24 protein-coding genes are annotated in these 23657 nt (G+C 74.4%); 15 read left to right on the forward strand and 9 right to left on the reverse strand.

All coding sequences use genetic code 11. The annotated features are described in order from the left end of the window. Window positions 1-3: 3 nt before the first annotated feature. A complete protein-coding gene (locus M2302_RS04400) occupies window positions 4-840 on the reverse strand; it encodes a hypothetical protein (protein WP_280836691.1) in 837 nt (278 codons plus the stop codon). A gap of 132 nt (window positions 841-972) precedes the next feature. Here M2302_RS04400 and M2302_RS04405 point away from each other — a divergent pair, with 132 nt between their 5' ends. Together M2302_RS04405 and M2302_RS04410 are read left to right on the forward strand one after the other, a co-directional pair. After that, window positions 973-2124: a histidine kinase gene (locus M2302_RS04405; RefSeq protein WP_280836692.1), complete on the forward strand. Its 1152-nt coding sequence runs from the start codon at window positions 973-975 to the stop codon at window positions 2122-2124. After that, entirely contained in the window at window positions 2121-2726 is a 606-nt protein-coding gene (locus M2302_RS04410; protein ID WP_280836693.1) for a response regulator transcription factor, read from the forward strand. Before M2302_RS04405 ends, M2302_RS04410 begins: the two co-directional genes overlap by 4 nt. On the opposite strand, the gene M2302_RS04415 is transcribed toward M2302_RS04410, so the two are convergent. Further along, window positions 2723-3145, reverse strand: a complete 423-nt coding sequence (locus M2302_RS04415; RefSeq protein ID WP_280836694.1) for a nucleoside deaminase — start codon at window positions 3143-3145, stop codon at window positions 2723-2725. The genes M2302_RS04410 and M2302_RS04415 overlap by 4 nt on opposite strands. Window positions 3146-3204: 59 nt before the next feature. Between M2302_RS04415 and M2302_RS04420 the strand changes: the two genes are divergently transcribed. The 10 genes from M2302_RS04420 to M2302_RS04465 all read left to right on the forward strand — a co-directional run bounded on the left by M2302_RS04420 (window position 3205) and on the right by M2302_RS04465 (window position 13407). Next, window positions 3205-3732, forward strand: coding sequence for a 2'-5' RNA ligase family protein (locus M2302_RS04420; RefSeq protein WP_280836695.1), 528 nt, complete (start codon window positions 3205-3207; stop codon window positions 3730-3732). A gap of 354 nt (window positions 3733-4086) precedes the next feature. Continuing rightward, entirely contained in the window at window positions 4087-4737 is a 651-nt protein-coding gene (locus M2302_RS04425) for a disulfide bond formation protein DsbA (RefSeq protein ID WP_280836696.1), read from the forward strand. 193 nt (window positions 4738-4930) lie between these two features. Then, a complete protein-coding gene (locus M2302_RS04430) occupies window positions 4931-6196 on the forward strand; it encodes a beta-ketoacyl-[acyl-carrier-protein] synthase family protein (protein ID WP_280836697.1) in 1266 nt (421 codons plus the stop codon). Continuing rightward, window positions 6193-7413: a ketosynthase chain-length factor gene (locus M2302_RS04435; RefSeq protein ID WP_280836698.1), complete on the forward strand. Its 1221-nt coding sequence runs from the start codon at window positions 6193-6195 to the stop codon at window positions 7411-7413. The genes M2302_RS04430 and M2302_RS04435 overlap by 4 nt, the downstream gene beginning before the upstream one ends. A 41-nt stretch (window positions 7414-7454) precedes the next feature. Next, entirely contained in the window at window positions 7455-7712 is a 258-nt protein-coding gene (locus M2302_RS04440) for an acyl carrier protein (protein WP_238450094.1), read from the forward strand. Next, window positions 7709-8680 carry an aromatase/cyclase gene (locus M2302_RS04445; protein WP_280836699.1) on the forward strand — a complete coding sequence of 324 codons (972 nt, stop codon included), beginning with the start codon at window positions 7709-7711 and terminating at the stop codon, window positions 8678-8680. Before M2302_RS04440 ends, M2302_RS04445 begins: the two co-directional genes overlap by 4 nt. After that, window positions 8677-9621: an MBL fold metallo-hydrolase gene (locus M2302_RS04450; RefSeq protein ID WP_280836700.1), complete on the forward strand. Its 945-nt coding sequence runs from the start codon at window positions 8677-8679 to the stop codon at window positions 9619-9621. The genes M2302_RS04445 and M2302_RS04450 overlap by 4 nt, the downstream gene beginning before the upstream one ends. A 47-nt stretch (window positions 9622-9668) precedes the next feature. After that, window positions 9669-10835 (forward strand): hypothetical protein, encoded by a 1167-nt coding sequence (locus M2302_RS04455; RefSeq protein WP_280836701.1) that lies wholly within the window; start codon window positions 9669-9671, stop codon window positions 10833-10835. A gap of 34 nt (window positions 10836-10869) precedes the next feature. Then, window positions 10870-11451 (forward strand): flavin reductase family protein, encoded by a 582-nt coding sequence (locus tag M2302_RS04460; protein WP_280836702.1) that lies wholly within the window; start codon window positions 10870-10872, stop codon window positions 11449-11451. Window positions 11452-11490: 39 nt separating this feature from the next. Then, window positions 11491-13407, forward strand: coding sequence for an NAD(P)/FAD-dependent oxidoreductase (locus M2302_RS04465; protein ID WP_280836703.1), 1917 nt, complete (start codon window positions 11491-11493; stop codon window positions 13405-13407). A gap of 42 nt (window positions 13408-13449) precedes the next feature. On the opposite strand, the gene M2302_RS04470 is transcribed toward M2302_RS04465, so the two are convergent. From M2302_RS04470 to wrbA, 7 genes are all read right to left on the reverse strand, one after another. Beyond that, window positions 13450-14430, reverse strand: a complete 981-nt coding sequence (locus M2302_RS04470; RefSeq protein WP_280836704.1) for an aldo/keto reductase — start codon at window positions 14428-14430, stop codon at window positions 13450-13452. Between the two features lie 29 nt (window positions 14431-14459). Next, window positions 14460-15491: a DUF6081 family protein gene (locus M2302_RS04475; protein WP_280836705.1), complete on the reverse strand. Its 1032-nt coding sequence runs from the start codon at window positions 15489-15491 to the stop codon at window positions 14460-14462. Between the two features lie 84 nt (window positions 15492-15575). Continuing rightward, window positions 15576-16511, reverse strand: coding sequence for an alpha/beta hydrolase (locus M2302_RS04480; protein ID WP_280836706.1), 936 nt, complete (start codon window positions 16509-16511; stop codon window positions 15576-15578). Window positions 16512-16597: 86 nt separating this feature from the next. Next, entirely contained in the window at window positions 16598-17530 is a 933-nt protein-coding gene (locus M2302_RS04485; RefSeq protein WP_280836707.1) for an NADP-dependent oxidoreductase, read from the reverse strand. Next, window positions 17527-17988, reverse strand: coding sequence for a lipocalin-like domain-containing protein (locus M2302_RS04490; RefSeq protein ID WP_280836708.1), 462 nt, complete (start codon window positions 17986-17988; stop codon window positions 17527-17529). Before M2302_RS04490 ends, M2302_RS04485 begins: the two co-directional genes overlap by 4 nt. A 59-nt stretch (window positions 17989-18047) precedes the next feature. Then, window positions 18048-19061 carry a DUF6081 family protein gene (locus M2302_RS04495; protein ID WP_280836709.1) on the reverse strand — a complete coding sequence of 338 codons (1014 nt, stop codon included), beginning with the start codon at window positions 19059-19061 and terminating at the stop codon, window positions 18048-18050. A 64-nt stretch (window positions 19062-19125) separates the two neighbouring features. Continuing rightward, a complete protein-coding gene (wrbA, locus tag M2302_RS04500) occupies window positions 19126-19731 on the reverse strand; it encodes an NAD(P)H:quinone oxidoreductase (protein WP_280836710.1) in 606 nt (201 codons plus the stop codon). 269 nt (window positions 19732-20000) lie between these two features. Here wrbA and M2302_RS04505 point away from each other — a divergent pair, with 269 nt between their 5' ends. From M2302_RS04505 to accD, 3 genes are all read left to right on the forward strand, one after another. Then, entirely contained in the window at window positions 20001-20624 is a 624-nt protein-coding gene (locus M2302_RS04505) for a TetR/AcrR family transcriptional regulator (RefSeq protein WP_280836711.1), read from the forward strand. A gap of 136 nt (window positions 20625-20760) precedes the next feature. Next, window positions 20761-21906: a hydrolase gene (locus M2302_RS04510; protein WP_280836712.1), complete on the forward strand. Its 1146-nt coding sequence runs from the start codon at window positions 20761-20763 to the stop codon at window positions 21904-21906. Between the two features lie 42 nt (window positions 21907-21948). Next, window positions 21949-23655 carry an acetyl-CoA carboxylase, carboxyltransferase subunit beta gene (gene accD, locus M2302_RS04515; RefSeq protein WP_280836713.1) on the forward strand — a complete coding sequence of 569 codons (1707 nt, stop codon included), beginning with the start codon at window positions 21949-21951 and terminating at the stop codon, window positions 23653-23655. Window positions 23656-23657 lie beyond the last annotated feature (2 nt).

Genomic DNA, 23657 nt, shown 5'->3' on the forward strand with positions numbered 1-23657 from the left:
CACTCAGAGGATGGTCAGCACCACGGTGACCCCGACGACGGTGTCGAGGACGGCGCACCACTCGGCGTACCCGCGCGGCACCACCCGCCCGGCCCGGTGGTGCGCGACGTCCCAGGCGGCGTGCCCGAGCCAGCCGGCGGCCACCAGCCAGCGCGCCGGGCCGTCGTCCGCGACCGCCGCGAGCCCGGCCAGCGCGGTCCAGCCGGCCAGGCCGGCGAGCTGCACCGGCAGCGTGCCGCGGATGCGCCACTGCCGGCGGGCGGTGCCGATCAGCAGGTAGCCGGCCGGCAGCACGAGCAGCAGCACCGGCGGCGGCACCGTGGGGGAGACCCAGTTGTCGACCGTCATCAGCAGCGCCAGCCAGGTCGGCCAGCGGCGCACCAGCGCGGCGACCACCGGGTGCCGGGGCCCCGGCGCCGGGTGCTCGTGGCGGTGCCGCACCGCCACCAGCAGCATCGCCGGGACCATGAGCAGGTGCCCGCCGAGCATCAGCGCGTCCGCGCCGACCAGCCCGGCGGCGAAGGGCACCAGCAGCAGCAGGAACGGCAGGTACATGGCGGCGACCATCTCGGCGGTGGCGCGCGCCGGGTGGCCCCGGTGCCACATCCACGCGGCCATCCCGATCGACATGTCGGTGGCCATCACCAGGGCGGCGACCTCGGGCCGGGCCAGCGTGCCGGCGAGGCCCAGCGCCGCGCCGGCCGTCCGCCAGAGCGGACCGAGCAGGAGCATCCCGACCACCATGGCGACGGTCATCTCGACCAGGTGCCGCAGCAGGCGGCGGCCGGAGCGGTCCGTGGGGGTCGGCGGGGACGAGGGTACGGCGAGTGTCTCGGACATGCCTCGACCCTGCCGCCGACCGGCGCTCGGGCGACAGGCGTGACCTTCACGGGAGAACCGTGTGGAGTGCACGGCCGAACCGTGACGTCGCAGGGGGGTCGTCGGGACCTGCCGGCCCTAGGATCGGCGGACATGACAGTCGGCGCGGCGGTGACGGACCGGCGGCTGCGCCGGGCCCGCGTCGTGACCCTCGGGTCGCTGGCCACCAGCCTCTGGACCAGCCTGCTGCTACCCGGGATCGGCCTGGCCCGCGAGCCCGACCCGGTCCGCCTGGCGTGCGGCGCGGTGGGCGTGGTCGCGTTCGCCCTCGCGCAGGGCGCGGTGCTGCACGCGGCGGTCACCCCCTGGCTGCACCAGCGGCGGCGCCGCCGGTCCGAGGTCGCGTTCGCCGTCGTCGCGGCGCTCAGCGTGCCGCTGGTCGGCCCGGTGGCGGCCGGCGCCTGGCCGACCTGGGCCTGGCTCGGCGCCTCGCTGATCGGCATGACGCCGCTGCTGCTGCGGCCGGCCGCCGCGCTGGCCGCCGCCGCGTCCACCGTGGCGGTCGCGATCGGCGTGGCCGCCTGGACCGGCGGCGCGCTCGGCACCACGCTGCTCGTCACCGGCCTGGTCGGCGGCGGGACCGCCGCCGTCAACCGGGTGCAGGTCTGGTTCTGGGACCTGCTCGTCGAGGCCCGGCAGGGGCAGGCGGCCCGGGCCCGGCTCGCCGCCGCCGAGGAGCGGCTGCGTTTCGCCCGGGACGTGCACGACCTGCTCGGGCACGACCTGACGGTCATCGCGCTCAAGGCCGAACTGGCCGCCCGACTCGCCCCGGTCGACGCCGGCCGCGCCGGCCGGGAGGCCGCCGAGGTACAGCGGCTCGCCGGCACGGCGCTGCACCGGGTCCGCGCGGCGGTGCGCGGCTACCGGACGGTCGACCTCGCCGAACAGCTCGCCGCGGTGGCCGAGGTGCTGCGCTCCTGCGGGGTGCGGTGCGACGTCGTGCCGCCGCCGGCCGACCTGCCGGCGGGCGCCGCCGCCGAGCTGGCCGCGGTGCTGCGCGAGGCGGGCACCAACGTGCTGCGGCACAGCCGGGCCGGTTGGTGCCGGATCGAGATCACCCGGGAGGGCGACGTGGCCACAATGACGGTGCGCAACGACGGAATCGGCGCGGACGCCGGGCCGGACCGGCACAGCCACGGGCTGCGCGGCCTGACCGAGCGGCTGGCGGCGGTCGGCGGCGGGCTGCGTACCGACCGGGCGGGCGGCGTCTTCACCCTCCGGGTGACCGTGCCGGTGACCGCGTGATCCGGGTCCTGCTCGCCGACGACGAGGAGCTGATCCGGCAGGCCCTCGCCGCCCTGCTCGGCCTGGAGGACGACCTCGAGGTGGTGGCGCAGGCCGCCGACGGGCGTGGCGCGCTCGACGCGGCGCGGGCGCACCGGCCGGACGTCGCCGTGGTCGACCTGGAGATGCCGGCGCCGGGCGGGATCGAGCTCGCGGCGGAACTGGGCCGCGCCCTGCCCTCGTGCGCGGTGGTGATCCTCACCGGCCACGGCCGCCCCGGCCACCTGCGGCAGGCGCTCACCGCCGGGGCCCGCGGCTTCCTGCCCAAGGGTGCCCCGGGCGGCGCGCTCGCCGACGTGATCCGCCGGGTCCACGCCGGCTCCCGGTACGTCGACCCAACGCTGGCCGCCGACGCGCTCACCCTGCCGCCCTGCCCGCTGACCCCACGGGAGCTGGAGACGCTGCGGCTGGCCGAGTACGGCGCCCCGGTCGCGGTGATCGCCCGGCGTACCGGGCTGGCCGCCGGGACGGTCCGCAACCACCTGTCCGCGAGCGTGCAGAAGCTCGGCGCGGCGGACCGGGCCGAGGCGGTGCGGATCGCCCGCGAGGCCGGCTGGCTCTAGGCCGCCTCGACCGCCGCCCGCGCCTCGTCGAACAGCGCCGGCCCGGCGTACGCCACCGGCGGCGCCGCGTCCGCCGGTCGCAGCCCGGCCAGCTGCTCGGCGCTGAGCGCGTAGACCACCCGGCCCAGGCCGGAGCGGTCGATGGCGGTGGCGCACATCCCGCACGGCTGGCAGCTGGTGTACATGGTGGCGCGGCCCGCCTCGTCGGCGGCCAGCCGCCGGGCCGCCCAGCGGGCCAGCTTCAGCTCCGGGTGCGCGGTGATGTCGTCGTCGGTCCGCTCGGTGTTGACCTCCTCGGCCAGCACCCGCCCGTCGGCGGCAACCACTAGCGACCCGAACGGGCCGTCCCCGGCCGCCCGGGCCGTCCCGGCCAGCTCGATCGCGCGGCGCAGGTGTCGTTCGTCGGTCTCCGTCAGCACGCCCACCCCACCCCGTTTCCCCGGCGACGGGTGATCACACGCCCACTAGCCTGGCGGGCGTGCGTACGGTCGAACTGCTCTGCTCCCCACCGCTGGAGGCTACGGTGCGTGCCGCCTGGGACCGGCTCGCCGCCGCCGGACTGCCCAGCCTGGCCCGCAACACCCACCCCAGCAACCGGCCGCACCTGACCATCGCCTCGGTGGACGCGTTCCCGCCCGGCGCCGCCGAACGCCTCGCCGACCTCTTCGACGCCGCGCTGCCCCTGCCGGTCCGCCTCGACCGGGTCGAGGTGCTCGACGGCAGCGCCCCGCTGGTCTGGCTGGTCCGCCCCACCTCCGAGCTGACCGCCCTGCACGCCGCCGTCTGGGACGTGCTCGCCGGCGCCGACGGGCAGAACCCGTGGCACGCCCCGGGGCGGTGGATCCCCCACCTGAGTCTCGCGCTGCGCTTCCGCGACAACGACCGGCGGCTGGCCCGGGCCCTGGCCTGCGTCGACCGGCCGGCGGGGGAGTTCGTGGCCGCCCGCAGCTACGACGGCGACACCCGGACGGTCAGCCCGCTGGGAAGGGTCTCTCCGGCAAACTGACGCCGTGGTTGCCCCCGGCGCTCCCACTGGCCTGGACCCGTCGGCGGCGGCCGCTGCCACCCGTTCGACAACCCCACCGACCCGGCCGGCTTCGCCGTGGACGGACGGCCCGCACGGTGCGCTGAGCCGACATCGGGCGACCGACCGCCGACCGACGGGAGGCCCCTCGGCCAGTGCGCGTACCCCTCGGCGACAGGGCGGACGGCGGGCCGGGCCCGCGGTCGCCGATGACCGACCGTGGTGATCCACGTCACCCACCGTGCGGTCCGCGAGGGTCCGGCCCGATCGACCCGGCGGGGGAGGATCACCACAGGGACGGGCCGAAGGGCCCGCGACGGTGCAGGAAGGATCAGCATGAACGACCGCGGAACCGTGGACATGTGGTTCGACCCGGTCTGCCCCTGGGCGTGGGTGACCTCCCGCTGGCTGCTGGAGGTGGAGCGGGTCCGCCCGGTCGACGTCCGGTTCAACGTGATGAGCCTCGCGGTGCTCAACGAGGGCAACGACGACGTGCCCGAGCCGTACCGGGACCGACCCGACGAGTACTTCGAACTGCGCCGCCGCTCCTGGGGGCCGGTGCGGATCTGCGTCGGCGCCGCCCAGGCCCACGGACAGGGCGTGCTCCGCGACCTCTACACCGCCTTCGGCACCCGGATCCACCCGGGCGGGCAGCCGCTCGGCGACGCGCTCAACCGGGCGGCGCTGGCCGACGCCGGCCTCGACCCGGCCCTCGCCGCCGCGGCGGAGAGCACCACGCACGACGACGCGGTCCGCGCCAGCCACGACGCCGGGATGAAGCCGGTCGGCACGGACGTCGGCACCCCGGTCATCCACGCCCCGGGCCCGGTGGCCGGGGAGACCGTGGCGTTCTTCGGCCCGGTGGTCACGCCGGCGCCGCGCGGCGAGGCGGCCGGTCGCCTCTGGGACGGGGTGCTCCTCGTCGCCGGCACGTCCGGCTTCTACGAGCTCAAGCGCAGCCGCGACCTCGGCCCGTCCTTCGACTGACCCCGGGTGGGGCGCCGGGCCATCGCCGCCCGGCGCCCCGACCCCCATCGATCTTCAAGCCGGCCTCAAGTACGCCCACGCACGCTGTCCCTCGTCATCGCGGCTGAACACGGACGCGGTAGTAGTCGACCGGCAGTGAGGGACGTACTGCGATGTTGAGTTCGAGGGCCTGCACGTGCCCGGACGGTGTCCGGTGACGCGGCGCGTCGTCATCACCGGGATAGGCGTACGCGCCCCCGGTGGCAACGGCACCAAGGAATTCTGGGACCTGTTGACCGCGGGCCGGACGGCGACCCGGCGGATCTCCTTCTTCGACCCGTCGCCGTACCGGTCCCAGGTCGCCGGGGAGGCCGACTTCGACCCGGCCCGGGAGGGGCTGACGCCCCGTGAGGTCCGGCGGATGGACCGGGCGTCGCAGTTCGCCGTGGTCTGCGCCCGGGAGGCGGTCGCCGACAGCGGCCTGGACTTCGGCGCGCTGGACCCGCACCGGGTCGGCGTGAGCCTGGGCAGCGCGGTCGCCGCGGCCACCAGCCTGGAGCGGGAGTACCTGGTGCTCTCCGACAGCGGACGGCGGTGGGAGGTCGACGCCGACTACGTCTCGCCGCACATGTTCGACTACCTGATTCCCAGCGTCATGCCGGCGGAGGTGGCCTGGACGGTGGCGGCCGAGGGGCCGGTGGCGATGATCTCCAACGGCTGCACCTCCGGCCTGGACTCGGTGGGCCACGCCGTCCAGTTGATCCGGGAGGGCAGCGCCGACGTGATGCTGGCCGGCGCCTCGGACGCGCCGGTCACGCCGATCGTGGCGGCCTGCTTCGACGCCATCAAGGCCACCACCTCCCGCAACGACGACCCGGAGCACGCGTCCCGGCCCTTCGACGGCTCTCGCAACGGGTTCGTCCTCGCTGAGGGGTCGGCGATGTTCGTGCTCGAGGAGTACACGAGCGCCCGCCGCCGCGGCGCGCACGTCTACGCCGAGGTCTCCGGGTACGCCACCCGGTGCAACGCGTACCACATGACGGGGCTCAAGGCCGACGGTCGGGAGATGGCCGAGGCGATCCGGGTGGCGCTGGACGAGTCGCGGCTGGACCCCACCGCGATCGACTACGTCAACGCGCACGGCTCGGGCACCCGGCAGAACGACCGGCACGAGACGGCTGCCTACAAGCGCAGCCTCGGCCAGCACGCGTACGAGGTGCCGGTCAGCTCGATCAAGTCGATGGTCGGGCACTCGCTCGGCGCCATCGGTTCCGTCGAGATCGCCGCCTCGCTCCTGGCGATCGAGCACGGTGTCGTACCGCCCACGGCCAACCTGCACGAGGCGGACCCGGAGTGCGACCTCGACTACGTGCCGCTGGTCGCCCGGGAACAGGACGTCGACACCGTGCTGACGGTCGGCAGCGGTTTCGGCGGTTTCCAGAGTGCGATGGTGCTGCGACGGCCGGAGGTGCGGGCATGACGGGCACGGTGGTGGTCACCGGCATGAGCGTGGCGACCCCGGTCGGGCTGGGGCTCGAACGGTTCTGGGCCAACGTCCTCGCCGGCCGGAACGGGATCAGCCGGATCACCCGCTTCGACGTCGCCGGGTATCCGGCCGCGCTGGCCGGGCAGATCCTCGACTTCCGGCCGGAGGAGCACCTGCCGAGCCGGCTGCTGCCGCAGACCGACGTCTCCACCCGGCTCGCTTTGGCCACCGCCGACTGGGCGATCGCGGACGCGAAGGTCGACCCGGCCACGCTGACCGACTACGACATGGGCGTCGTCACCTCGAACGCCTCCGGCGGCTTCGAGTTCACCCACCGCGAGTTCCACAAGCTCTGGTCGCAGGGACCGCAGGCGGTCAGCGTCTACGAGTCGTTCGCCTGGTTCTACGCGGTGAACACCGGTCAGATCTCCATCCGCAACAGGATGCGCGGCCCGAGCAGCGCCTTGGTGGCCGAGCAGGCCGGTGGCCTCGACGCGGTGGGGCACGCGCGGCGGACCGTACGCCGCGGCACCTCGCTCGTGGTCACCGGCGGGGTGGACTCGGCGCTCGACCCGTGGGGCTGGACGTCTCAGGTGTCCAGCGGCCGGGTCAGCGCCGCCACCGACCCGGGCCGGGCCTACCTGCCCTTCGACGGGCGGGCCGCCGGTTACGTTCCCGGCGAGGGCGGCGCGATCATGGTGCTGGAGGACCTCGCGGCGGCGCGCGAACGCGGCGTGCCGCAGCGGTACGGGGAGATCGCCGGCTACGCCTCCACCTTCGACCCGCCCCCCGGGTCGCCGCGCCCGCCCGGCCTGCGCCGGGCCGCCGAGCTCGCCCTCGCCGACGCGGGGATCGCCCCGGACGCCGTCGACGTGGTGTTCGCCGACGCCGCGGGCGTGCCCGAGCTGGACCGGGTGGAGGCCGAGGCGATCAGCGGTCTGTTCGGCCCGCGCGGCGTGCCGGTGACCGCGCCCAAGGCGATGTTCGGCCGGCTCTACGCCGGGGGCGGCCCCACCGACCTGGTCGCCGCCCTGCTCGCCATCCGTGACGGGGTGATCCCGCCGACCACCGGCACCACCCAGGTGCCCGAGCGGTACGCCCTCGACCTGGTCCTGGACCAGCCCCGACCGGCCCCGGTCTCCACCGCCCTCGTGCTCGCCCGGGGTCGGTGGGGGTTCAACTCCGCCGTCGTCGTCCGCGCCGCCGGATGACCGGCCCGCTTTCGCACACCACGACCACAAAGGAGCCATCCATGAGCACGATGACCATCGACGACGTGCGCCGCATCCTCGTCGCCTGCGCCGGCGAGACGGACGCGGCGGCCTTCGACGGCGACATCGACGGCGTCGAATTCGAGGAGCTGGGGTACGACTCGCTGGCGCTGATGGAGACCGCCGCGCGGATCGAGCAGGAGTACGGGGTGCGCATCCCCGACGAGCGGATCGCCGACCTGCGCACTCCCCGCGAGCTGGTCGACCTCGTCAACGGCGCCGCGGCCCGGACGTCATGACCCCGTCCCGGCCGCACCAAACCGTCCACACCCACGTCGTGGCCGCGCCTCCGGAGGTGGTCTACGAGCTGGTCGCCGACGTACGCCGGTGGCCCGTGATCTTCGAGCCGACCGTGCACGTACGGCACCTGGAGCGCACCCCGGGTGTCGAACTGTTCGAGCTCTGGGCGCAGGTCAACGGCCGGGTGAACACCTGGGCGTCCCGGCGCGACCTCGATCCGGCCGGCCTGCGGGTCACCTTCCGGCAGGAGCGCAGCCAGGCACCGTTGACCTCGATGGGCGGCGACTGGACGTTCCGGCCGGTAAGCGGCGGACGGACCGAGGTCGTGCTGACCCACCGGTTCACCGTCGACGGCGGCGAGGAGCAGCTGGCGTGGATGAACCAGGCACTGGACACCAACAGCGCCCGGGAACTGGCCGCGCTGGCCCGCGTCGCCGAACTCGGGCACCCGGTGGACGACCTGGTCTTCTCCTTCACCGACCGGGTCGTGCTGCCCGGTGTCAGCGCCGCCGACGGGTACGCCTTCGTGCGGCGCAGCGACCTGTGGCCGCAGCGGCTGCCGCACGTCGGCCGGGTGTCGCTGAGCGAACCGCAGCCGGACGTGCAGGACATGGAGATGGACACGGTGACCGCCGAGGGCCGGTCACACACCACCCGCTCGATCCGGCTCTGCCTGCCCGGCCAGATCGTCTACAAGCAGGTGGTCCCGCCGGGAATGCTCCTCGGGCACGCCGGGTCGTGGGAGTTCGCCGACGGTCCGGGCGGCGCGGAGGTCCACGCCCGACACAGCGTGGCGGTCGACCCGGCGGCGATCGACGCCGTCCTCGGCGCCGGCAGCACCCCGGCGGACGCCCGCCGCCACCTGCGGGACGTGCTCGGCCGCAACAGCCGGGCCACGCTTGAGCACGCCGGCCGGTACGCGCGGGAACAGCCGGCCCCGCACACCGGGGCGGGTGTGTCCCGGTGAGCGTCCCCTCGGTGGTCCCCGCCGCGGCGACCGGTGACGCGGACGGCGCGCTGACCGAGGTGGCCGACGGCGTCTTCGCGTACACCCAGCTGCCCGGCGGCTGGTGCGTCAGCAACGCCGGCGTCGTCGTCGGGTCCGACGGTGTCCTGGTGATCGACACCCTGGCCACCGAGCGACGCGCCCGGCGCCTCCGGGCGGCCGTCGACGGGATCGGTGGGGGACCCGGACGCCTGGTGGTCAACACCCACCACCACGGCGACCACAACTTCGGCAACCACGTCTTCGGCCCGGGCGCCACCGTCGTCGCGCACGAACTGGCCCGTACGGAGATGGCCGACACCGGGCTCGCCCTGACCGGCCTCTGGCCCGACGTCGACTGGGGCGACGTGCGGGTCACCCTGCCCGCGGTGACGTTCGCCGACCGGCTCACCGTGCACGTCGGTGACCGGCGCGCCGAGCTGGTCCACGTCGGGCCGGCGCACACCACCAACGACGTGGTGGTGTGGCTGCCCGACGAGCGCGTCCTGTTCGCCGGGGACGTGGTCCTGTCCGGGGCCGCCCCGTTCAACCTGATGGGCTCGGTCTCCGGGGCGCTCGCCGCACTCGAACGGCTCCGAGACCTGGAGCCGCGCATCGTGGTCTGCGGACACGGGCCCGTGACGGGGCCGCAGGCCATCGAGGACAACATCGCCTACCTGCGCTGGGTCCGGGACCTGGCCGCGACGGCGCACGCGGAGGGCCTCACCCCGTTGGCGGCCGCGCGGTCGGCGGACCTCGCGCCGTTCGCGCACCTGCTCGACGGCGAGCGCATCGTGGGCAACCTGCACCGCGCGTACGCCGAGATCGCCGGTGGCCCGCCGGGCCGGCCGCTGGACGTCGTCGCGATCTTCGGCGAGATGGTCGCCTACAACGACGGCCGGTTGCCGACCTGCCGGGCCTGACCCGGCGCCCACGCCACCCCGCACCCCTCACGTTAGGAACGGTCGCTGTGTCCATGACAACCGCGCCGCGCGCCCGCCGGGTGTTCGCGGCAGCCGCAGCCGTCGCCGGTCTGCTCACCCTCGCCGCCCAACTGCCCGACGGCGGATCGTCCCCCGCCCCCGCGGCGGTGCCCGCCCGCGCCGACCACCACCACGCCGTCGGGGAGCCGGCCCGGACGACGGTCGCGCCGCCGCCACTGGACCCCCGGACCGTGCCGGTCGCGTTCGTCGCCGGCCCGCAACGGGCCGGCGCGAAGGGCGACGCTCCGGTGGACGTCTGCCTGGTCATCGGCCGACCGGAGAAGGAGCGGACGGTGAAGCTGCCGCCCGCCGCGGCCGAGCGGCTCTACCGCGCCACCCGCTCGTACCCCGGCCCGTGCGCCGACTACGGCCCGTCGAAGCGGCTCGGCGACGGGACGGTGCGGATCTACTCCCAGCTCGCCGGTGACCGGCCGGTGAGCCTCGGCTTCGTCCTCGACCGTCGGGCGCTCGGCGGTCTGCCGACCGAGCTGACCGACGGCGCGCACTGCTACGACGTCGACGGCGACGGCACGACCGACCCGGCCACCGAGTGCGTCCACGAGCACGAGTACCTGCTCGACCTGCCGCAGCGCTTCCGGGACGTGGTCGGCGGCCCGTTCCAGTGGGCCATGCTGAACTGGGACCCGCGCGGGCACGCCCCGGCCGAGATCTACGGCACCCCCCACTTCGACCTGCATTTCTACCTTCAGGACCGGGCGGAGACGGCGGCCATCGGCACCGGGCCGTGCGGTGGCGGGAACCTCGTCGACTGCGCGGACTACGCCGAGGCGCGGCTGCCCGTGCCGGCCCGCTACCTGCCCGCCGACTACCTCGACATCGACGCCGTGGTGCCGGGCATGGGCAACCACCTCGGTGACCCGACGGCCCCCGAGTTCAACGGCCAGCCGTTCACCCACACCTTCATGTACGGCGCCTACGGCGGCGACATCACCTTCTACGAGCCGATGATCACGAGAGCCTGGCTGGCGGACCTCGCCGCCGGGCGGGTGGAGCCGTCCTGCCGGCCGCTCAAGCTCCCCGCGGCCTGGAAGGAGGCCGGCTGGTACCCGACCAGCTACTGCATGTCGTACCGGGCCAACCGGCAGGAGATCACCGTCTCGCTGACCGACTTCGTGTCGCGGCCCGCCTCCTGACCCCTCCACCCCTGCGGACGACCGGGAGATTCCGATGCGCTCAACTGATTCCACCATCAGCGACAACGGAGTCCGCCCGGTCGATCCGGCGGCCTACCGGGAGGCGATGGCCCGCTTCCCGACCGGGGTGACGATCGTGACCACGCACGACGAGGACGGCACCCCGTACGGCTTCACGGCGAGCTCGTTCTGCTCGGTGTCCCTCGACCCGCCCCTGGTGCTGGTCTGCCTGGACCGGTCGGCCAACTCGTTCCCCGTCTTCCAGCGCAGCCGCCACTTCGCGGTGAGCTTCCTGCGTGCCCACCACGTGGACCTGGCCAAGCGGTTCGCCAGCAAGAGCCCGGACAAGTTCGGCGCCGGCGGCTTCGTCCGCACCGACGGCGGGGCGACCGTGCTGCGCGAGGCGCTCGCCGCCGTCGAGTGCGTCATCGACAGCCGCCACGTGGCCGGGGACCACGTGATCCTGGTCGGCGGTGTCCAGCGGGTCCTCCTCCCGCGCGAGGGGTCGCCGGTCGTCTACTTCGACCGCGGCTTCCGCGCGCTCTGCGGCGGCGACTGCCCGCACCCGGTGGAGCCCGGCGCCGGCCGTCCGGCCGACGGGGCGAGCCGGCCCTGACCTCATCCGCTCCGAACTTTCTTCCGGAAGGCGCCTGCCATGACGTTCACCTCGGCGATCAAACCCGTCACCGTCGACGACGAGACGTTGCGGGCCCACCTGCGCGACGGGGAGGCGCCCGCGCTGCTGATGACCGTGGCCCACCTGACCGGCGACCTGTCCGTGCTCCGCGACGACCTGCGCCCCAACGGCTGGCTCTTCCTGCCGCAGGGCGGGCTCTCCGCCGAGCAGCAGGCGCATGCCCGGGAGCTGGCGTTCGCGGCGTTGCGCCGCCTGCGCGACGGCGCCCCCGTGCCGCCGCTCGACCCGGCGGCCCTGCGGCACATCACCAGCTGGGCGATGGGCCGGGACACCAGCGACCTGCTTCCCCTGCTCGCCCAGGAGGTCGTCCTGCCCGGGGAGGACCCGAAGGCGCCGCAGTGGCACGGCGACGAGCTGGCACCCGGGCACGACGTCGAGGTCGCCATCGTCGGCGCCGGCATGAGCGGCCTGCTCGCCGCGTACCGGCTCAGCCAGGTCGGTGTGCCGGTCACCATCTACGAGAAGAACAGCGACGTCGGCGGCACCTGGTTCGAGAACCACTACCCCGGTTGCCGGGTCGACGTGCCGAGCCATCTCTACAGCTACTCCTTCGCGCCCCGGCTCGACTGGACGGACCACTTCGCCACCCACGAGGCGGTGCTGGACTACTTCCGGGACTTCGCGAAGCAGACCGGGGTGCACGAGCGCATCCGGTTCGACACCGAGGTGCGCGGCGCCGAGTGGGACGAGGCGACCGGCCGCTGGCGGCTCCACCTCGACACCCCCGACGGTCCGCGTACCACCGAATGCGCCGTGCTGGTCACCGCGGTGGGGCAACTGAACCGGCCGAACGTGCCCGACCTTCCGGGGCGGACCGACTTCACCGGCCCGGCCTTCCACTCCGCGCGCTGGGACCACTCGGTGGACCTCACCGGTCAGCGGGTCGCGGTGATCGGCACCGGCGCCAGCGCCTTCCAGTTCATCCCCGAGGTGGCCGCGCAGGCCCGGGAACTGGTTGTCTTCCAGCGCAACGCGCCATGGTTGCGGCCCACGCCGCACTACCACCACGCGGTGCCCGAAGGCGCCCGCTGGCTCTACGAGCACCTGCCGTACTACGCCGCCTGGCAACGGTTCTGGCTGCTGGCGCCGGGGTTGCACGGGGTGCTGGAGGGGTGGGTCGTCGACCCGGACTACCCGCCCACCGAGCGGGCGATCTCGGCGGTCAACGAGGAGTTGCGGGCCACCCTGGCGACGTACCTGGAGGGCCAGCTCGCCGACCGACCGGACCTGCGCGACCGGGTGATCCCCCGCTACCCGGTTGGCGCGAAGCGGGTGCTGCGGGACAACGGCGCCTGGCTGTCGACGCTCAAGCAGGACCACGTGCGCCTGGTCACCGAACCGATCGAGCGGCTGACGCCGCGGGGCGTCCGCACGGCGGACGGCACGGAGCACTCCGTCGACGTCCTCATCTACGGCACCGGCTTCCAGGCGTCGCAGTTCCTCGCCCCGATGCGGGTCACCGGCCGGGACGGTCGGGACCTGCACGAGACGTGGAACGGCGACGCCCGGGCCTACCTCGGTCTGACCGTGCCCAGGTTTCCCAACCTGTTCAGCCTCTACGGGCCGAACACCAACCTGTCGGGGCAGGGCGGCAGCATCATCTACTTCTCGGAGTGCGGCGTGACCTACCTGGTCGACGCGGTCCGTCAGCTGCTCGCCGGCGGACACCGCGCCGTGGAGGTCCGGCCGGAGGTCTTCGAGCGGCACAACGCCTGGGTCGACGAGGCCAACGCGCTGCGGGCCTGGGGCTGGTCGAAGGTGAGCAGCTGGTTCGTCAACCGGGCCGGGCGCTCCGCCCAGAACTGGCCCTTCCCGGCCCAGGAGTACTGGCGTCGCACCCGCCGGTTCGACCCGTCGGAGTACCTGATCCGCTGACCGCCCCGGCGCGGCGGCGGCCGGTCGGCCGCCGCCGCGGGGTCAGCGGTGACCGACCGGCGGGCCGGACGGGTAACGCTCGCCGGCGGCGGCGCCCGGCGGGGTCGACGCGTCGATCGCGGCGAGGTCGGCGGGGGAGAGCCGGACGCCCAGGGCGGCGATGTTCTCCTCCAGGTACCGGCGGCGTTTGGTGCCCGGGATCGGCACGACGTCCGGGCCCTGCGCCAGCACCCAGGCCAGCGCGAGCTGACCCGGGGTCACCTCCCGCTCGGCGGCCAGCTTTCGCACCCGGCCCACCAGGGCGAGGTTGTGGTCGAGGTTGTCGCCCTGGAAGCGCGGGGTCCCGCGCCGGTAGTCGTCCTGCTCGAGCTGGTCGAGGCTCGCGATCGACCCGGTCAGCATTCCCCGACCCAGCGGGCTGTACGCGACCAGACCGATGTTCAACTCCCGCAGCGTCGGCAGCAGGTCCGCCTCCGGCTCCCGGCTGAACAGCGAGTACTCGTACTGGCCTGCGGTGACGGGGTGCACGGCGTGGGCGCGGCGCACCACGTCGGCCGGCGCCTCCGAGATTCCGAGGTGCCGCACCTTGCCCGCCGCCACCAGCTCGGCCAGCGCCCCCCAGGTCTCCTCGACCGGCACCGTCGGGTCCACCCGGTGCTGGTAATACAGGTCGATGTGGTCGACCCCCAGCCGGCGCAGCGACGCGTCGCAGGCCCGCCGCACGTACTCCGGGCGGCTGTTCAGCCCGAAGTAGCCGTCGTCCGGGCGGCGCTCCACCCCGAACTTGGTGGCCACCACCACCTCGTCCCGCCGCCCGGCGATGGCCTTCCCGAGCAGCTCCTCGTTGGTGAACGGTCCGTACATGTCGGAGGTGTCCAGCATGGTCACGCCGAGGTCCAGGGCCCGGCGGATGGTGGCGACCGACTCGGCGTCGTCGCGGCCGCCGTAGAACTCGCTCATGCCCATGCAGCCGAGGCCGAGCGCGGAGGTGACGAGGCGCTCGCCGAGTGTCCTGCTCTGCATCAGGGTCTTCCCTTCGGTTCCGGTGACCGTCACGGTCGTGACGGCTGGCTGGAGATCACGTAGCGGCGCAGCCGCAGTTCGGCGCCCTGGCCGAACAGCCGGCTGCCGGGCAGGCTGCGCCCGTCGACGAAAGCCTGCGGACGCGGCGCGCCGGCAACCGGGTCGAAGTAGTGGGCGTCCGCGGTGGTGAGTCGGACCAGTCCGCTGGCGCTGCGGCCCGGGAGCGCGCCGTCGAGGATGGTGAACATGCCCATCCCGCCGGCGAGCTGCCGGGGGGCGACGGTCGTCGGTTCGCCGCCGTGGTCGAGCATCAGGTGCTCGCGGGACGGCAGGGGATGGCCGATGCGGTCCACGGAGAAGACCTCCGCCCCGTCGAGGAACCAGCGCACCGTGCCGGCCGCCCGGTCGTAGGAGATCACCGCGTGGTGCTCGTCGTCGACGGTCCGGTCGGCCACCGGCACGGTGTGCAGGAAGGCGGCGTAGTCGCCGAGCTGACCGCGCGCGTGCGGCAGGCGCTCGTAGAACACGTACACCCGCTTGTTGGTGAGGAAGAAGTCGAAGACCATCGCGGTCTCGTGGTCGAGGACCGGCATCGCGACGGAGGCCAGCCGCAGGTCGTCCTCGGGGTCCGTGACCTGGTCACCAAAGGGGTGGCCGGACGTGCCGTAGGTGCGCCCCGAGAGCCACGTCTCGAACGACAGCACCCGCCCCGGTACGGCGTCGAAGCCCGGCACGCCCGTACCGGCCAGGTGCTGCGGGTAGGCCAGCCACTTGACATGGTCGAGCGCGCCGGGCACCACCGGACCGTGCTGCGCCTCCTGCCCGAGGGTGCGGACGAAGGCCGGCTCCGCGGTGGTCGGGTGCACGCCGGAGGAAACCGCCCGCAGGCCGTCGGCGGAGGTGGTGACCTCCGCGTCGTCGCCGACGTGCGGGCCGAAACCGTAAAGGCTCCACCGGGCGTCCGGCCCGGTGCAGTGGAAACCGTCCCGGAAGTCGTCCCAGACGATCCGGTACGGCTCCTCGCCGACGGTCTGGACGCCGGCGTTGGACACGGTGGTCACGGATGTGCTCCTAACCCCGGTCGGCGCGCGACCGGTGGGACCGAGGGAGGGGTGGAAGCCGGGACGACCGACAGGGCGTCGCGGTCAGGCGGCCAGGCCCGCACGAAGGGCGGCCACCTGGTCGGCGAGGATCCGCCGGGAGACGGCCGCCTCGGCGATCGCGATCGAGGCGTGGAAGGTGCCGGGGTAGTAACGAAGCTCCGTGCGGACCCCCGCCTGGATGAGCCGGTGCGCGTAGTCGATCGCCTCGTCGCGCAGCGGGTCGAACTCGCAGGCCACCACGAGGGCCGGGGGAAGTCCGGACAGGTCGGTGGCTCGGGCGGGCGCGGCCAGCGCCGGCACGTCGGCGGCGCCGGCCCGCCCACGCAGGTAGTGACCCCAGCTCACCAGGGCGTTGGCCCGGTCCCACATCGGGGTGTCGGTGAAGGCCCGCGCCGACACGGTGTCGAGCCGGTCGTCCAGGGCGGGGAAGAGCAGGCACTGGTGCCGCAGGGCCGGGCCGCCACGGTCGCGTACGGCCAGGCAGAGCGCGGCGGCGAGGCCGCCGCCGGCGCTCTCCCCGCCGACGCCGATCCGGTCGGCGTCCACGCCCAGCTCGGTGGCCTCCTTGGCCACCCACTCCAGTACCGCGTGACAGTCGTCCAGCGCGGCCGGGAACGGGTGTTCCGGGGCCAGCCGGTAGTCGACCGAGACGACGAGCGCCCCCACCTGGTCGGCGATCCGGGCACAGGTGTGGTGCACGCCGTCCACGCCACCGATGACGAAGCCGCCCCAGTGCAGGTAGAGCAGCGCCGGGACCGGCCCGGCGACGGCGGGGCGGTAGAGCCGTACGGGCACGTCGGGGGCGTCCGGGGGACCGGGCGCCCGGGTGTCCGTGACCCGCACCGGCGCCGCCGGCAGGTACGGCTGCTGGTGGGCCGCGATGGCGCGGGCGGCCGCCCGCGCCGTCCCGAGGTCGGCGTAGTCGACTCTCGGCAACCGGCTGGCCGGCTCGGTCAGCTCGGGATCGAAGGCGTACACGTCAGACCGCCTCTCGGGTCGGTTTCGGAAGTGCCGTCCACCGGCACCCGGGTGGGGCCGGTGGACGGCGTGGGGAGCGTGGTCGCTCAGAAGGTGACGACGACCTTGCCCCGGGTGTGCTTGCCGACGAAGTCGGCCACCGCCTGCTGCGCCTCGGCGAACGGGTACGTCGCGCCGACCTCCACCGCGAGCCCGCCGTCGGCCGCCCGGTCGACGAGGCGCTGCAGCAGCCCCTCGCTCGCCTCGATGTGCGCGTAGGCGGCCGTGACGTCCCGCTCGAAGGCGGGCGGGCCGCCGGCCGGCGACACCAGGCGCCCACCCGGCCGGACCGCCGCCGCCGTGGCGGCGAGCCCCGGCCCGGCGTTGATCAGGTCGACCACGACGTCCACCCCGCCGGGCTGCGCTCGGAGGGTCTCCTCCACGATGTCCGCGGCGGTGTAGTCGATCGCCTCCGCGGCGCCGAGACCGCGGACGTAGTCGACCTCGTCCGGCCGGGCGGTGGCCAGCACCCGGACGCCGGCCTGCGCGGCGAGCTGCACGACGAACGAGCCCACCCCGCCGGTGGCGCCGACGACGAGCATGGTGGAATCCGGTGCCGGATCGGCCAGTTCGACGATGTTCGCCGCGGTCATCGCGGCAACCGGCAGCGCCGCGGCGGCGACCGGGCTCAGCGCCTGCGGTCGGGCCACCACCTCGGGCCCGTCCAGCGCCAACGCGTACTCCGCGACGGCGCCGCCGACCGGGTGGGTGAAGGCGATCACCTCGTCGCCGGGGCGGAACCGGGTCACCCCGTCGCCGACCGCCTCGACGGTGCCGGCCGCGTCCAGGCCGAGCACGAACGGGTGCTGGACCGGCATGAATTCCTTCATGGCGCCGGTGGCCAGTTTGACGTCGAGCGGGTTGAGCGCCGCCGCCCGCAACCGGATCAGGATCTGGCCCGGTGCGGGGTCGGGCTTCGGCAGCTCGGCGACCACGAGCTGGTCGACGGGTCCGTAGGACTGTGCGATGAGGGCCTTCATGTCGATCGGCTTCCTTCCGAGGTGCCGGTGGCACCGGTGGTTGTCGCCCGCACCGGCGGGGCGGGCGGGTGCGGCGGCGCGGCGCGCCGCCAGGTGAGTACGCGTCGCTGTGCGCGTCCCGAGATCAGCGACGTGCCGTGCAGGACGAGCAGATCGCCCTCCAGGGCCGCCTCGCGGACGAGTTCGGTGCCGACCATGTGCGGGTGGGCGCTGACCAGGACGGTGTGGCGGATCTCGTCGCCGACCAGCCGCCAGCTGCCGGCGTACCCCATGAACGTCTCGTCCCGCCCGGCCACCCCGGACGGGGGACCGGCGGGGCGACGGTCGGTGCGCATCATGCTGACCGACATGTGCCCGTCAGCGGTGTAGACGAGGACACCGGCCGGCGCCACGCCCAGCGGGCCCGGCGACCGGCGTCCCTCGTCGTCCAGGTCGAAGTAGGAGACGAGATGCCACACGCCCGCCAACCTCCCCACCGGGATCGGCGTCGCGGGCCGGCAGGCGGTGTCGGCCCCGGTCATCGGGCCGGACCGCGCTGCACCGTGTAGCGACGGACCGACAGCTCCGCCCCCTGACCGAAGAGCCGACTGCCCGGGCGGCTCGCCTCGTCGACGAAGCGCTGGGGGGTCGGCTCGCCGGCCACCGGATCGACGTAGAAGCCGGGGTCACCCACCAGCCGGACCAGGCCGACGGGGGAGTGCCCGGGCAGGGCGCCGTCGAGCAGGGTGAGCATCCCCATGCCGAAGTTCAGCTGACGGGGCACGACCAGGGCCTCGGTGCCGCCGTGGTCGAGCATCAGGTGCTCCCGGCCGGGCAGGTGGTGACCGATCCGGTCGACCCGGAACACCTCCCGCCCGTCGAGGAGCCAGCGGGCGACGCCCGCGTCCCGGTCGTACGAGAGGACGAGCTCGTGCTCGTCCTCCGGTGACCGGTCGGCCACCGGCACGCCGTACGAGAACGCCGCGTAGCGGCCCAGCTCGGCGCGGGCGAACGGGAGGCGTTCGTAGAAGGCGTACACCCGCCGGTTGGTCAGCAGGAAGTCGAAGATGACGTACGTCTCCGGATCGACGGCGTTGATCCCCGTCGAGGCGAGCCGGAGGTCGTCCTCCGGGTCGGTGACCTGGTCACCGAAGGGGTGCCGGGTGGTGCCGTGGGTGCGTCCGGACACCACGGCCGTACCGGTGAGGACCTGTCCGGCCGGTACCTCGAAGCCCGGGGTGCCGTCCGCCGTCCGGTGGGTCGTGTAGACGAGCCACTTGACGTGGTCGAGGACGCCGGGGACGGCGCCCGGCGTGGTGTCCTGGGCGACGGTGCGGGTGAAGACCGGGCGCCCCTCGGGCCCTCCGGAGACCACCCGCAGCCCCTCGGCCGAGGTGCGCACCGTGCCGTCGTCGGCGACGTGCGGGCCGGCGGTGGTGTGGAACCACCGCGCGTCCGGCCCGGTGGTGCGGAATCCGTCGTGGAACTCGTCGTGGAAGAGGCGGCCAGGCGGAACCTCCGCGATGGACCGGGCCGGTGCCACGTCTGTCATGGGTGCTCCCTCGTGCCGGGGGTGTCCGTCGACGGTGATCTGTGCGACGTGCGGGCGGCGTGGGTCAGACGGCGGAGCCGAGCAGCCGGGCGCCGACCGTGGCCAGCCGGTGCCCCTGGTAGTTGGCGGCGGCGAGCACCTGCTCGCCCGGCAGGCCGCCGCCGCCGGCGTGGCCCGTGCCGTACGGGTTGCCGTGGGCGGCGTAGACGCTCGGGTCGGTGTAGCCGGGCGGGACGATCAGGCAGCCCCAGTGGTACATCGTGTTGTAGAGCGCGAGCAGGGTCGACTCGTTGCCGCCCTGCATGTTGCCCGCGCTGGTGAAGGCCGTCGCGGCCTTCCCGGACAGCTCACCGGCGGCCCAGAGCTGACCGGTGCCGTCGAGGAACTGCTTGAGCTGCGCGGAGACGTTGCCGTAACGGGTCGGGGTGCCGAAGGCGTAGGCGTCCGCCCAGCGCAGGTCGTCGTGGGTGGCGACCTCGACGTCGGCGGTGGCGGTGAGGTGTGTCCGCCACGCCGGGTTGCTGTCGATCGCGGCGTCCGGGGCCAGCTCCGGGACCCGACGGAGGCGTACCTCCGCACCGGCCTTGGCGGCGCCCTCGGCGAGGGCCTGCGCGAGGGCGTGCACGTTGCCGGTGGAGGAGTAGTAGATGACGGCGACCTTCGTGGTCATGGGCGTCCTTCCGCTGTCGACGCGAGGGGAGAGGACGGCGGGGAGCACGCGAAGCTAAGCGGAACCCCCTCCGTTTGTGCCGAGAGTAACCGTCGTGGCGCGTGCGTGCAACGACCCTCGTCCTGCCGTCCCGGTCCGTCGCCCGATCGGGCGTCCGCCGATCGGCGGTGGTCGGGTCCTGCGAGTGGTTTTCCCCCAGCACCGGCACAATGGAGCAACCCGCGCCCCGGGTGGCACCGGTCGGCGCCGACCGAGGGAGGGGGCCAGAGGTGGCCGAACAACCTCCGGCCGAGCGGACACCCGTGGCGCTCAGCCTGCCGATCGCCGGTCGACCGGTCGAGCGCGCCGACGCCGCGCGGAACCGGCGCAAGATCCTGGCGGCGGCGGCGGGGATCGTGTCCCGGGCCGGCATCCCCGCCCTGTCGCTCGACGAGGTGGCCCGGGTGGCCGGGGTGGGCGTGGGCACGGTCTACCGCCGGTTCGGTGACCGGGCCGGACTGATCTTCGCCCTGCTGGACGAGGAGGAGCGGCAGTTCCAGTCCGCCTTCATGCAGGGCCCGCCGCCGCTGGGCCCCGGCGGCCCGCCCGCCGAGCGCGTCCGCGCGTTCCTGCACGCGCTCGTCGACCGGGTCGAGGCACAGCGGGAACTGCTGGTCGCCGCCGAGACCAGCTCGCCGACGGCCCGGTTCACCAGTGGCCCGTACACCATCTACCACATCCACCTGGTCACGCTGCTCGGCCTCGCCCGACCCGGGGTGGACGCCCACTTCGTGGCCGCGGCGCTGCTGGCCCCCCTCTCCGCCACGTTCCTGACCTTCCAGCGGCGGGAGCGTGGGTTCGCGGTCGACGCGATCAAGTCCGGCCTCGACGACCTTCTGGGCCTGGGCCTGTAGTCGGTGCTCCAGCCGGGGTCGAGTCGTCTTCGACCGACCCCGGCGATGGTCACCAGCGGGACACGGCACAGCGGCGGGACCAACCCACGCCGACCGCGCCGTCGGATGTCCCGCCCGGACCGAGGAGGCATCCACCATGCGCGAGCAGAGTTCACCGGCCACGCGTCTCACGCCCACCGCGGTGGCGGACCTCGCCGCGGTGGCGGCGCGCTGCGCCGCCGCGTCCGAGGCCGACCGCCGGCTCGACCCGGACGTCGTGCACGCTCTGATCGACGCCGGGTTCGCGCGTCACTTCGCGCCGACCCGACACCGCGGCAACGCCGGCACCTTCACCGACCTGACCCGCGCCGTCGCCCGGATCGGCGAGGCCTGCACGGCGACGGCCTGGTGCGCCTCCCTGGTGGCGAACCTGGGCCGGATGGCGGGGCTGCTCCCGGCCGAGGGCCAGGCGGAGGTGTGGGCGGACGGTCCCGACGCGGTGGTGGTGGGGTCGCTGAGCCCGACCGGCCGTGCCGAGCCGGTCTCCGGTGGCTGGCGGCTCTCCGGGCGGTGGGCCTACATCAGTGCCGTGGGCTTCGCGGACTGGGCGCTGCTCTGCGGCCAGGTCCCGTCCGACGGCCCGCCGGCGGCGCGGGTGTTCGCCGTGCCGCGCGCCGCCTACGACATCACCGACACCTGGTTCAACGTGGGGATGGGCGCGACCGGGAGCAACACCGTCGTCGTGCGGGACGTCCTCGTCCCGGACGCCAGGTCCTTCGACCGGGCGCACCTGTTCACCGGCGCCGCGGCCGCCTCCACCGAGCCCTGTCACGTGGTGCCGCTGCCCGCGGTCAACGGGCTGTCGTTCGTCGCCCCCGTGCTCGGCGCGGCGCGCGGGATGGAACGGGCCTGGACCGCCCACGTCACCGAGAAGATCCGCTCCGCCGCCGCCGGGTCCGGCCCGGTGCCGCCCCGGCGCGTCGAGCAGGACGTCACCCTCGCCCGGAGCGCCGGCGAGATCGACGCCGCGGAACTGCTGCTGGAACGGGCGGCCGCCGCCGCCGACCAGGGCGCCGGCATCACCCCGCTGGAGACCAGCCGCAACCTGCGGGACTGCTCGCTCGCCATGGACCTGCTCGTCGAGGCGGTCAACCGGCTGTTCCGGGCGGCCGGCACGTCCGGGCACGCGACCAGCAGCCCGATGCAGCGCGCCTGGCGTGACGTCAACACCGCCAGCAGTCACGTGGCGCTGCAGTTCCCGCCCGCCGCCAGCGCCTACGCGGACCAGGTGTTCAAGATCTGAGCCCTGCGCCCGCCGATCGGCTTCCGTCGCGAGGAGAACCCCATGTCCCGCACCACAGCTGTTTCCACCGACACCGACTGGCTGCTGTGCCGGGGTTGCCGCACCCCGGTCTACGGCAAGCGCCTGATCCGCAACCACCGGGTCTGCCCCGAATGCGGCCTGCACCTGCCGCTCACCGCCGAGCAGCGGCTCGGGATGCTGGCCGACGAGGGGCGCTACGAGCCGCTGGCCGTCACCGTGACCAGCAGTGACCCGCTGCGCTTCGTCGACCGGGTGCCCTACGCCGAGCGGCTCGCCGACGCCCGCGCCCGCACCGGACTGAACGAGGCGGTGCTCTGCGCCCGGGCCACGGTGGAGGGTGTCCCGGCGATCATCGCGGTGATGGACTTCCGCTTCCTCGGCGGCAGCCTCGGCAGCGCCGTCGGCGAGCTGATCACCATCGCCGCCGAGACGGCGCTGGCCGAGCACACCCCGCTGATCATCGTGACGGCCTCCGGCGGCGCGCGGATGCAGGAGGGGGCGCTGTCGCTCATGCAGATGGCCAAGACCAGCGCCGCGCTGGGTGCCCTGGACCGGGCCGGTGTGCTGACCGTCTCGGTGATCACCGACCCGACGTACGGCGGGGTGGCCGCCTCCTTCGCGACGCTCGCCGACGTGATCGTCGCCGAGCCGGGGGCCCGGCTGGGCTTCGCCGGTCGCCGGGTCATCGAGCAGACCATCCGCCAGGTCCTGCCCGAGGGGTTCCAGACGGCCGAGTTCCTGCTGGCCCGCGGGATGATCGACATGATCGTCGAGCGGGGGCGACTGCGCCAGGAACTGGGCCGGCTGCTGCGCGCGGCCACCTTCACCGGCGTACGCTCCGGCGGCCCCGCGCCGGCGGACCCGGTCGTCCGTGACCACCGTGCGCTGCCCGAGCCGGACCCGTGGCGGCACGTCTCCCAGGCGCGGGACCTCACCCGGCCGACGACGCTGGACTACCTGTCCCTCGTCTTCACCGACTTCCAGGAGCTGCACGGGGACCGGATCTCCGGCGACTGTCCAGCGGTGGTGGGTGGAACCGCGTGGCTGGACGGCCGGCCGGTGCTGGTGCTCGGCCAGCAGAAGGGGCACGACCCGGCCGAGCTGATGCGCCGCAACTTCGGCATGCCGGTGCCGGCCGGCTACCGGAAGGCGGCCCGGCTGATGCGTCTGGCCGAGAAGCTGGACCTGCCGATCGTCACGCTCGTGGACACCCCCGGCGCCTATCCCGGAGCGGACGCCGAGGAGCAGGGCCAGGCGGTGGCGATCGCCGAGAACCTGCGCCTGATGGCCTTCCTGTCGGTGCCGGTGGTGACGGTGATCATCGGGGAGGGTGGCAGCGGTGGCGCGCTCGGCCTCGCCGTGGCCAACCGGGTGCTGATGTTCTCCAGCAGCGTCTACTCGGTGATCAGCCCGGAGGGCTGCGCCGCGATCGTCTGGAAGGACCCCGCCGCGGCCCCGCGTGCCGCCGCGGCGCTCGGGCTGGACGCCCGGGAGCTGCTGCGCCTCGGTGTGGTCGACGGCGTACTGGTCGAGCCGGAGGGCGGTACGGGGGCGGACCCGCTGCGTGCGGCCGAGCTGCTCGGCGCAGCCCTGCGGGCGAGCCTGCACGAGCTGGGCGCGCTCGCCCCCGACCAGCTCGGCGCCGATCGGCGGGCCCGCTTCCGCCAGTTCGGTTCGGCCGTGACCGTGGAGGCGGAGCTGTTGACGATCGGCGGAGAGGTGCATTGAGC

It is taken from the genome of Micromonospora sp. A200 (genome assembly GCF_029893845.1).
Lineage (GTDB): Bacteria > Actinomycetota > Actinomycetes > Mycobacteriales > Micromonosporaceae > Micromonospora > Micromonospora purpureochromogenes.

Bases quoted from the DNA above. Each gene is read 5' to 3' on its own strand.
- M2302_RS04425 (WP_280836696.1), top strand. From the start codon at position 4,087: ATGAACGACCGCGGAACCGTGGACATGTGGTTCGACCCGGTCTGCCCC.
- M2302_RS04485 (WP_280836707.1), bottom strand. From the start codon at position 17,530: ATGAAGGCCCTCATCGCACAGTCCTACGGACCCGTCGACCAGCTCGTG.
- accD (WP_280836713.1), top strand. From the start codon at position 21,949: ATGTCCCGCACCACAGCTGTTTCCACCGACACCGACTGGCTGCTGTGC.
- M2302_RS04470 (WP_280836704.1), bottom strand. From the start codon at position 14,430: ATGCAGAGCAGGACACTCGGCGAGCGCCTCGTCACCTCCGCGCTCGGC.
- M2302_RS04460 (WP_280836702.1), top strand. From the start codon at position 10,870: ATGCGCTCAACTGATTCCACCATCAGCGACAACGGAGTCCGCCCGGTC.
- M2302_RS04465 (WP_280836703.1), top strand. From the start codon at position 11,491: ATGACGTTCACCTCGGCGATCAAACCCGTCACCGTCGACGACGAGACG.
- M2302_RS04510 (WP_280836712.1), top strand. From the start codon at position 20,761: ATGCGCGAGCAGAGTTCACCGGCCACGCGTCTCACGCCCACCGCGGTG.
- M2302_RS04405 (WP_280836692.1), top strand. From the start codon at position 973: ATGACAGTCGGCGCGGCGGTGACGGACCGGCGGCTGCGCCGGGCCCGC.
- M2302_RS04435 (WP_280836698.1), top strand. From the start codon at position 6,193: ATGACGGGCACGGTGGTGGTCACCGGCATGAGCGTGGCGACCCCGGTC.
- M2302_RS04495 (WP_280836709.1), bottom strand. From the start codon at position 19,061: ATGACAGACGTGGCACCGGCCCGGTCCATCGCGGAGGTTCCGCCTGGC.
- M2302_RS04400 (WP_280836691.1), bottom strand. From the start codon at position 840: ATGTCCGAGACACTCGCCGTACCCTCGTCCCCGCCGACCCCCACGGAC.
- M2302_RS04440 (WP_238450094.1), top strand. From the start codon at position 7,455: ATGAGCACGATGACCATCGACGACGTGCGCCGCATCCTCGTCGCCTGC.
- M2302_RS04445 (WP_280836699.1), top strand. From the start codon at position 7,709: ATGACCCCGTCCCGGCCGCACCAAACCGTCCACACCCACGTCGTGGCC.
- wrbA (WP_280836710.1), bottom strand. From the start codon at position 19,731: ATGACCACGAAGGTCGCCGTCATCTACTACTCCTCCACCGGCAACGTG.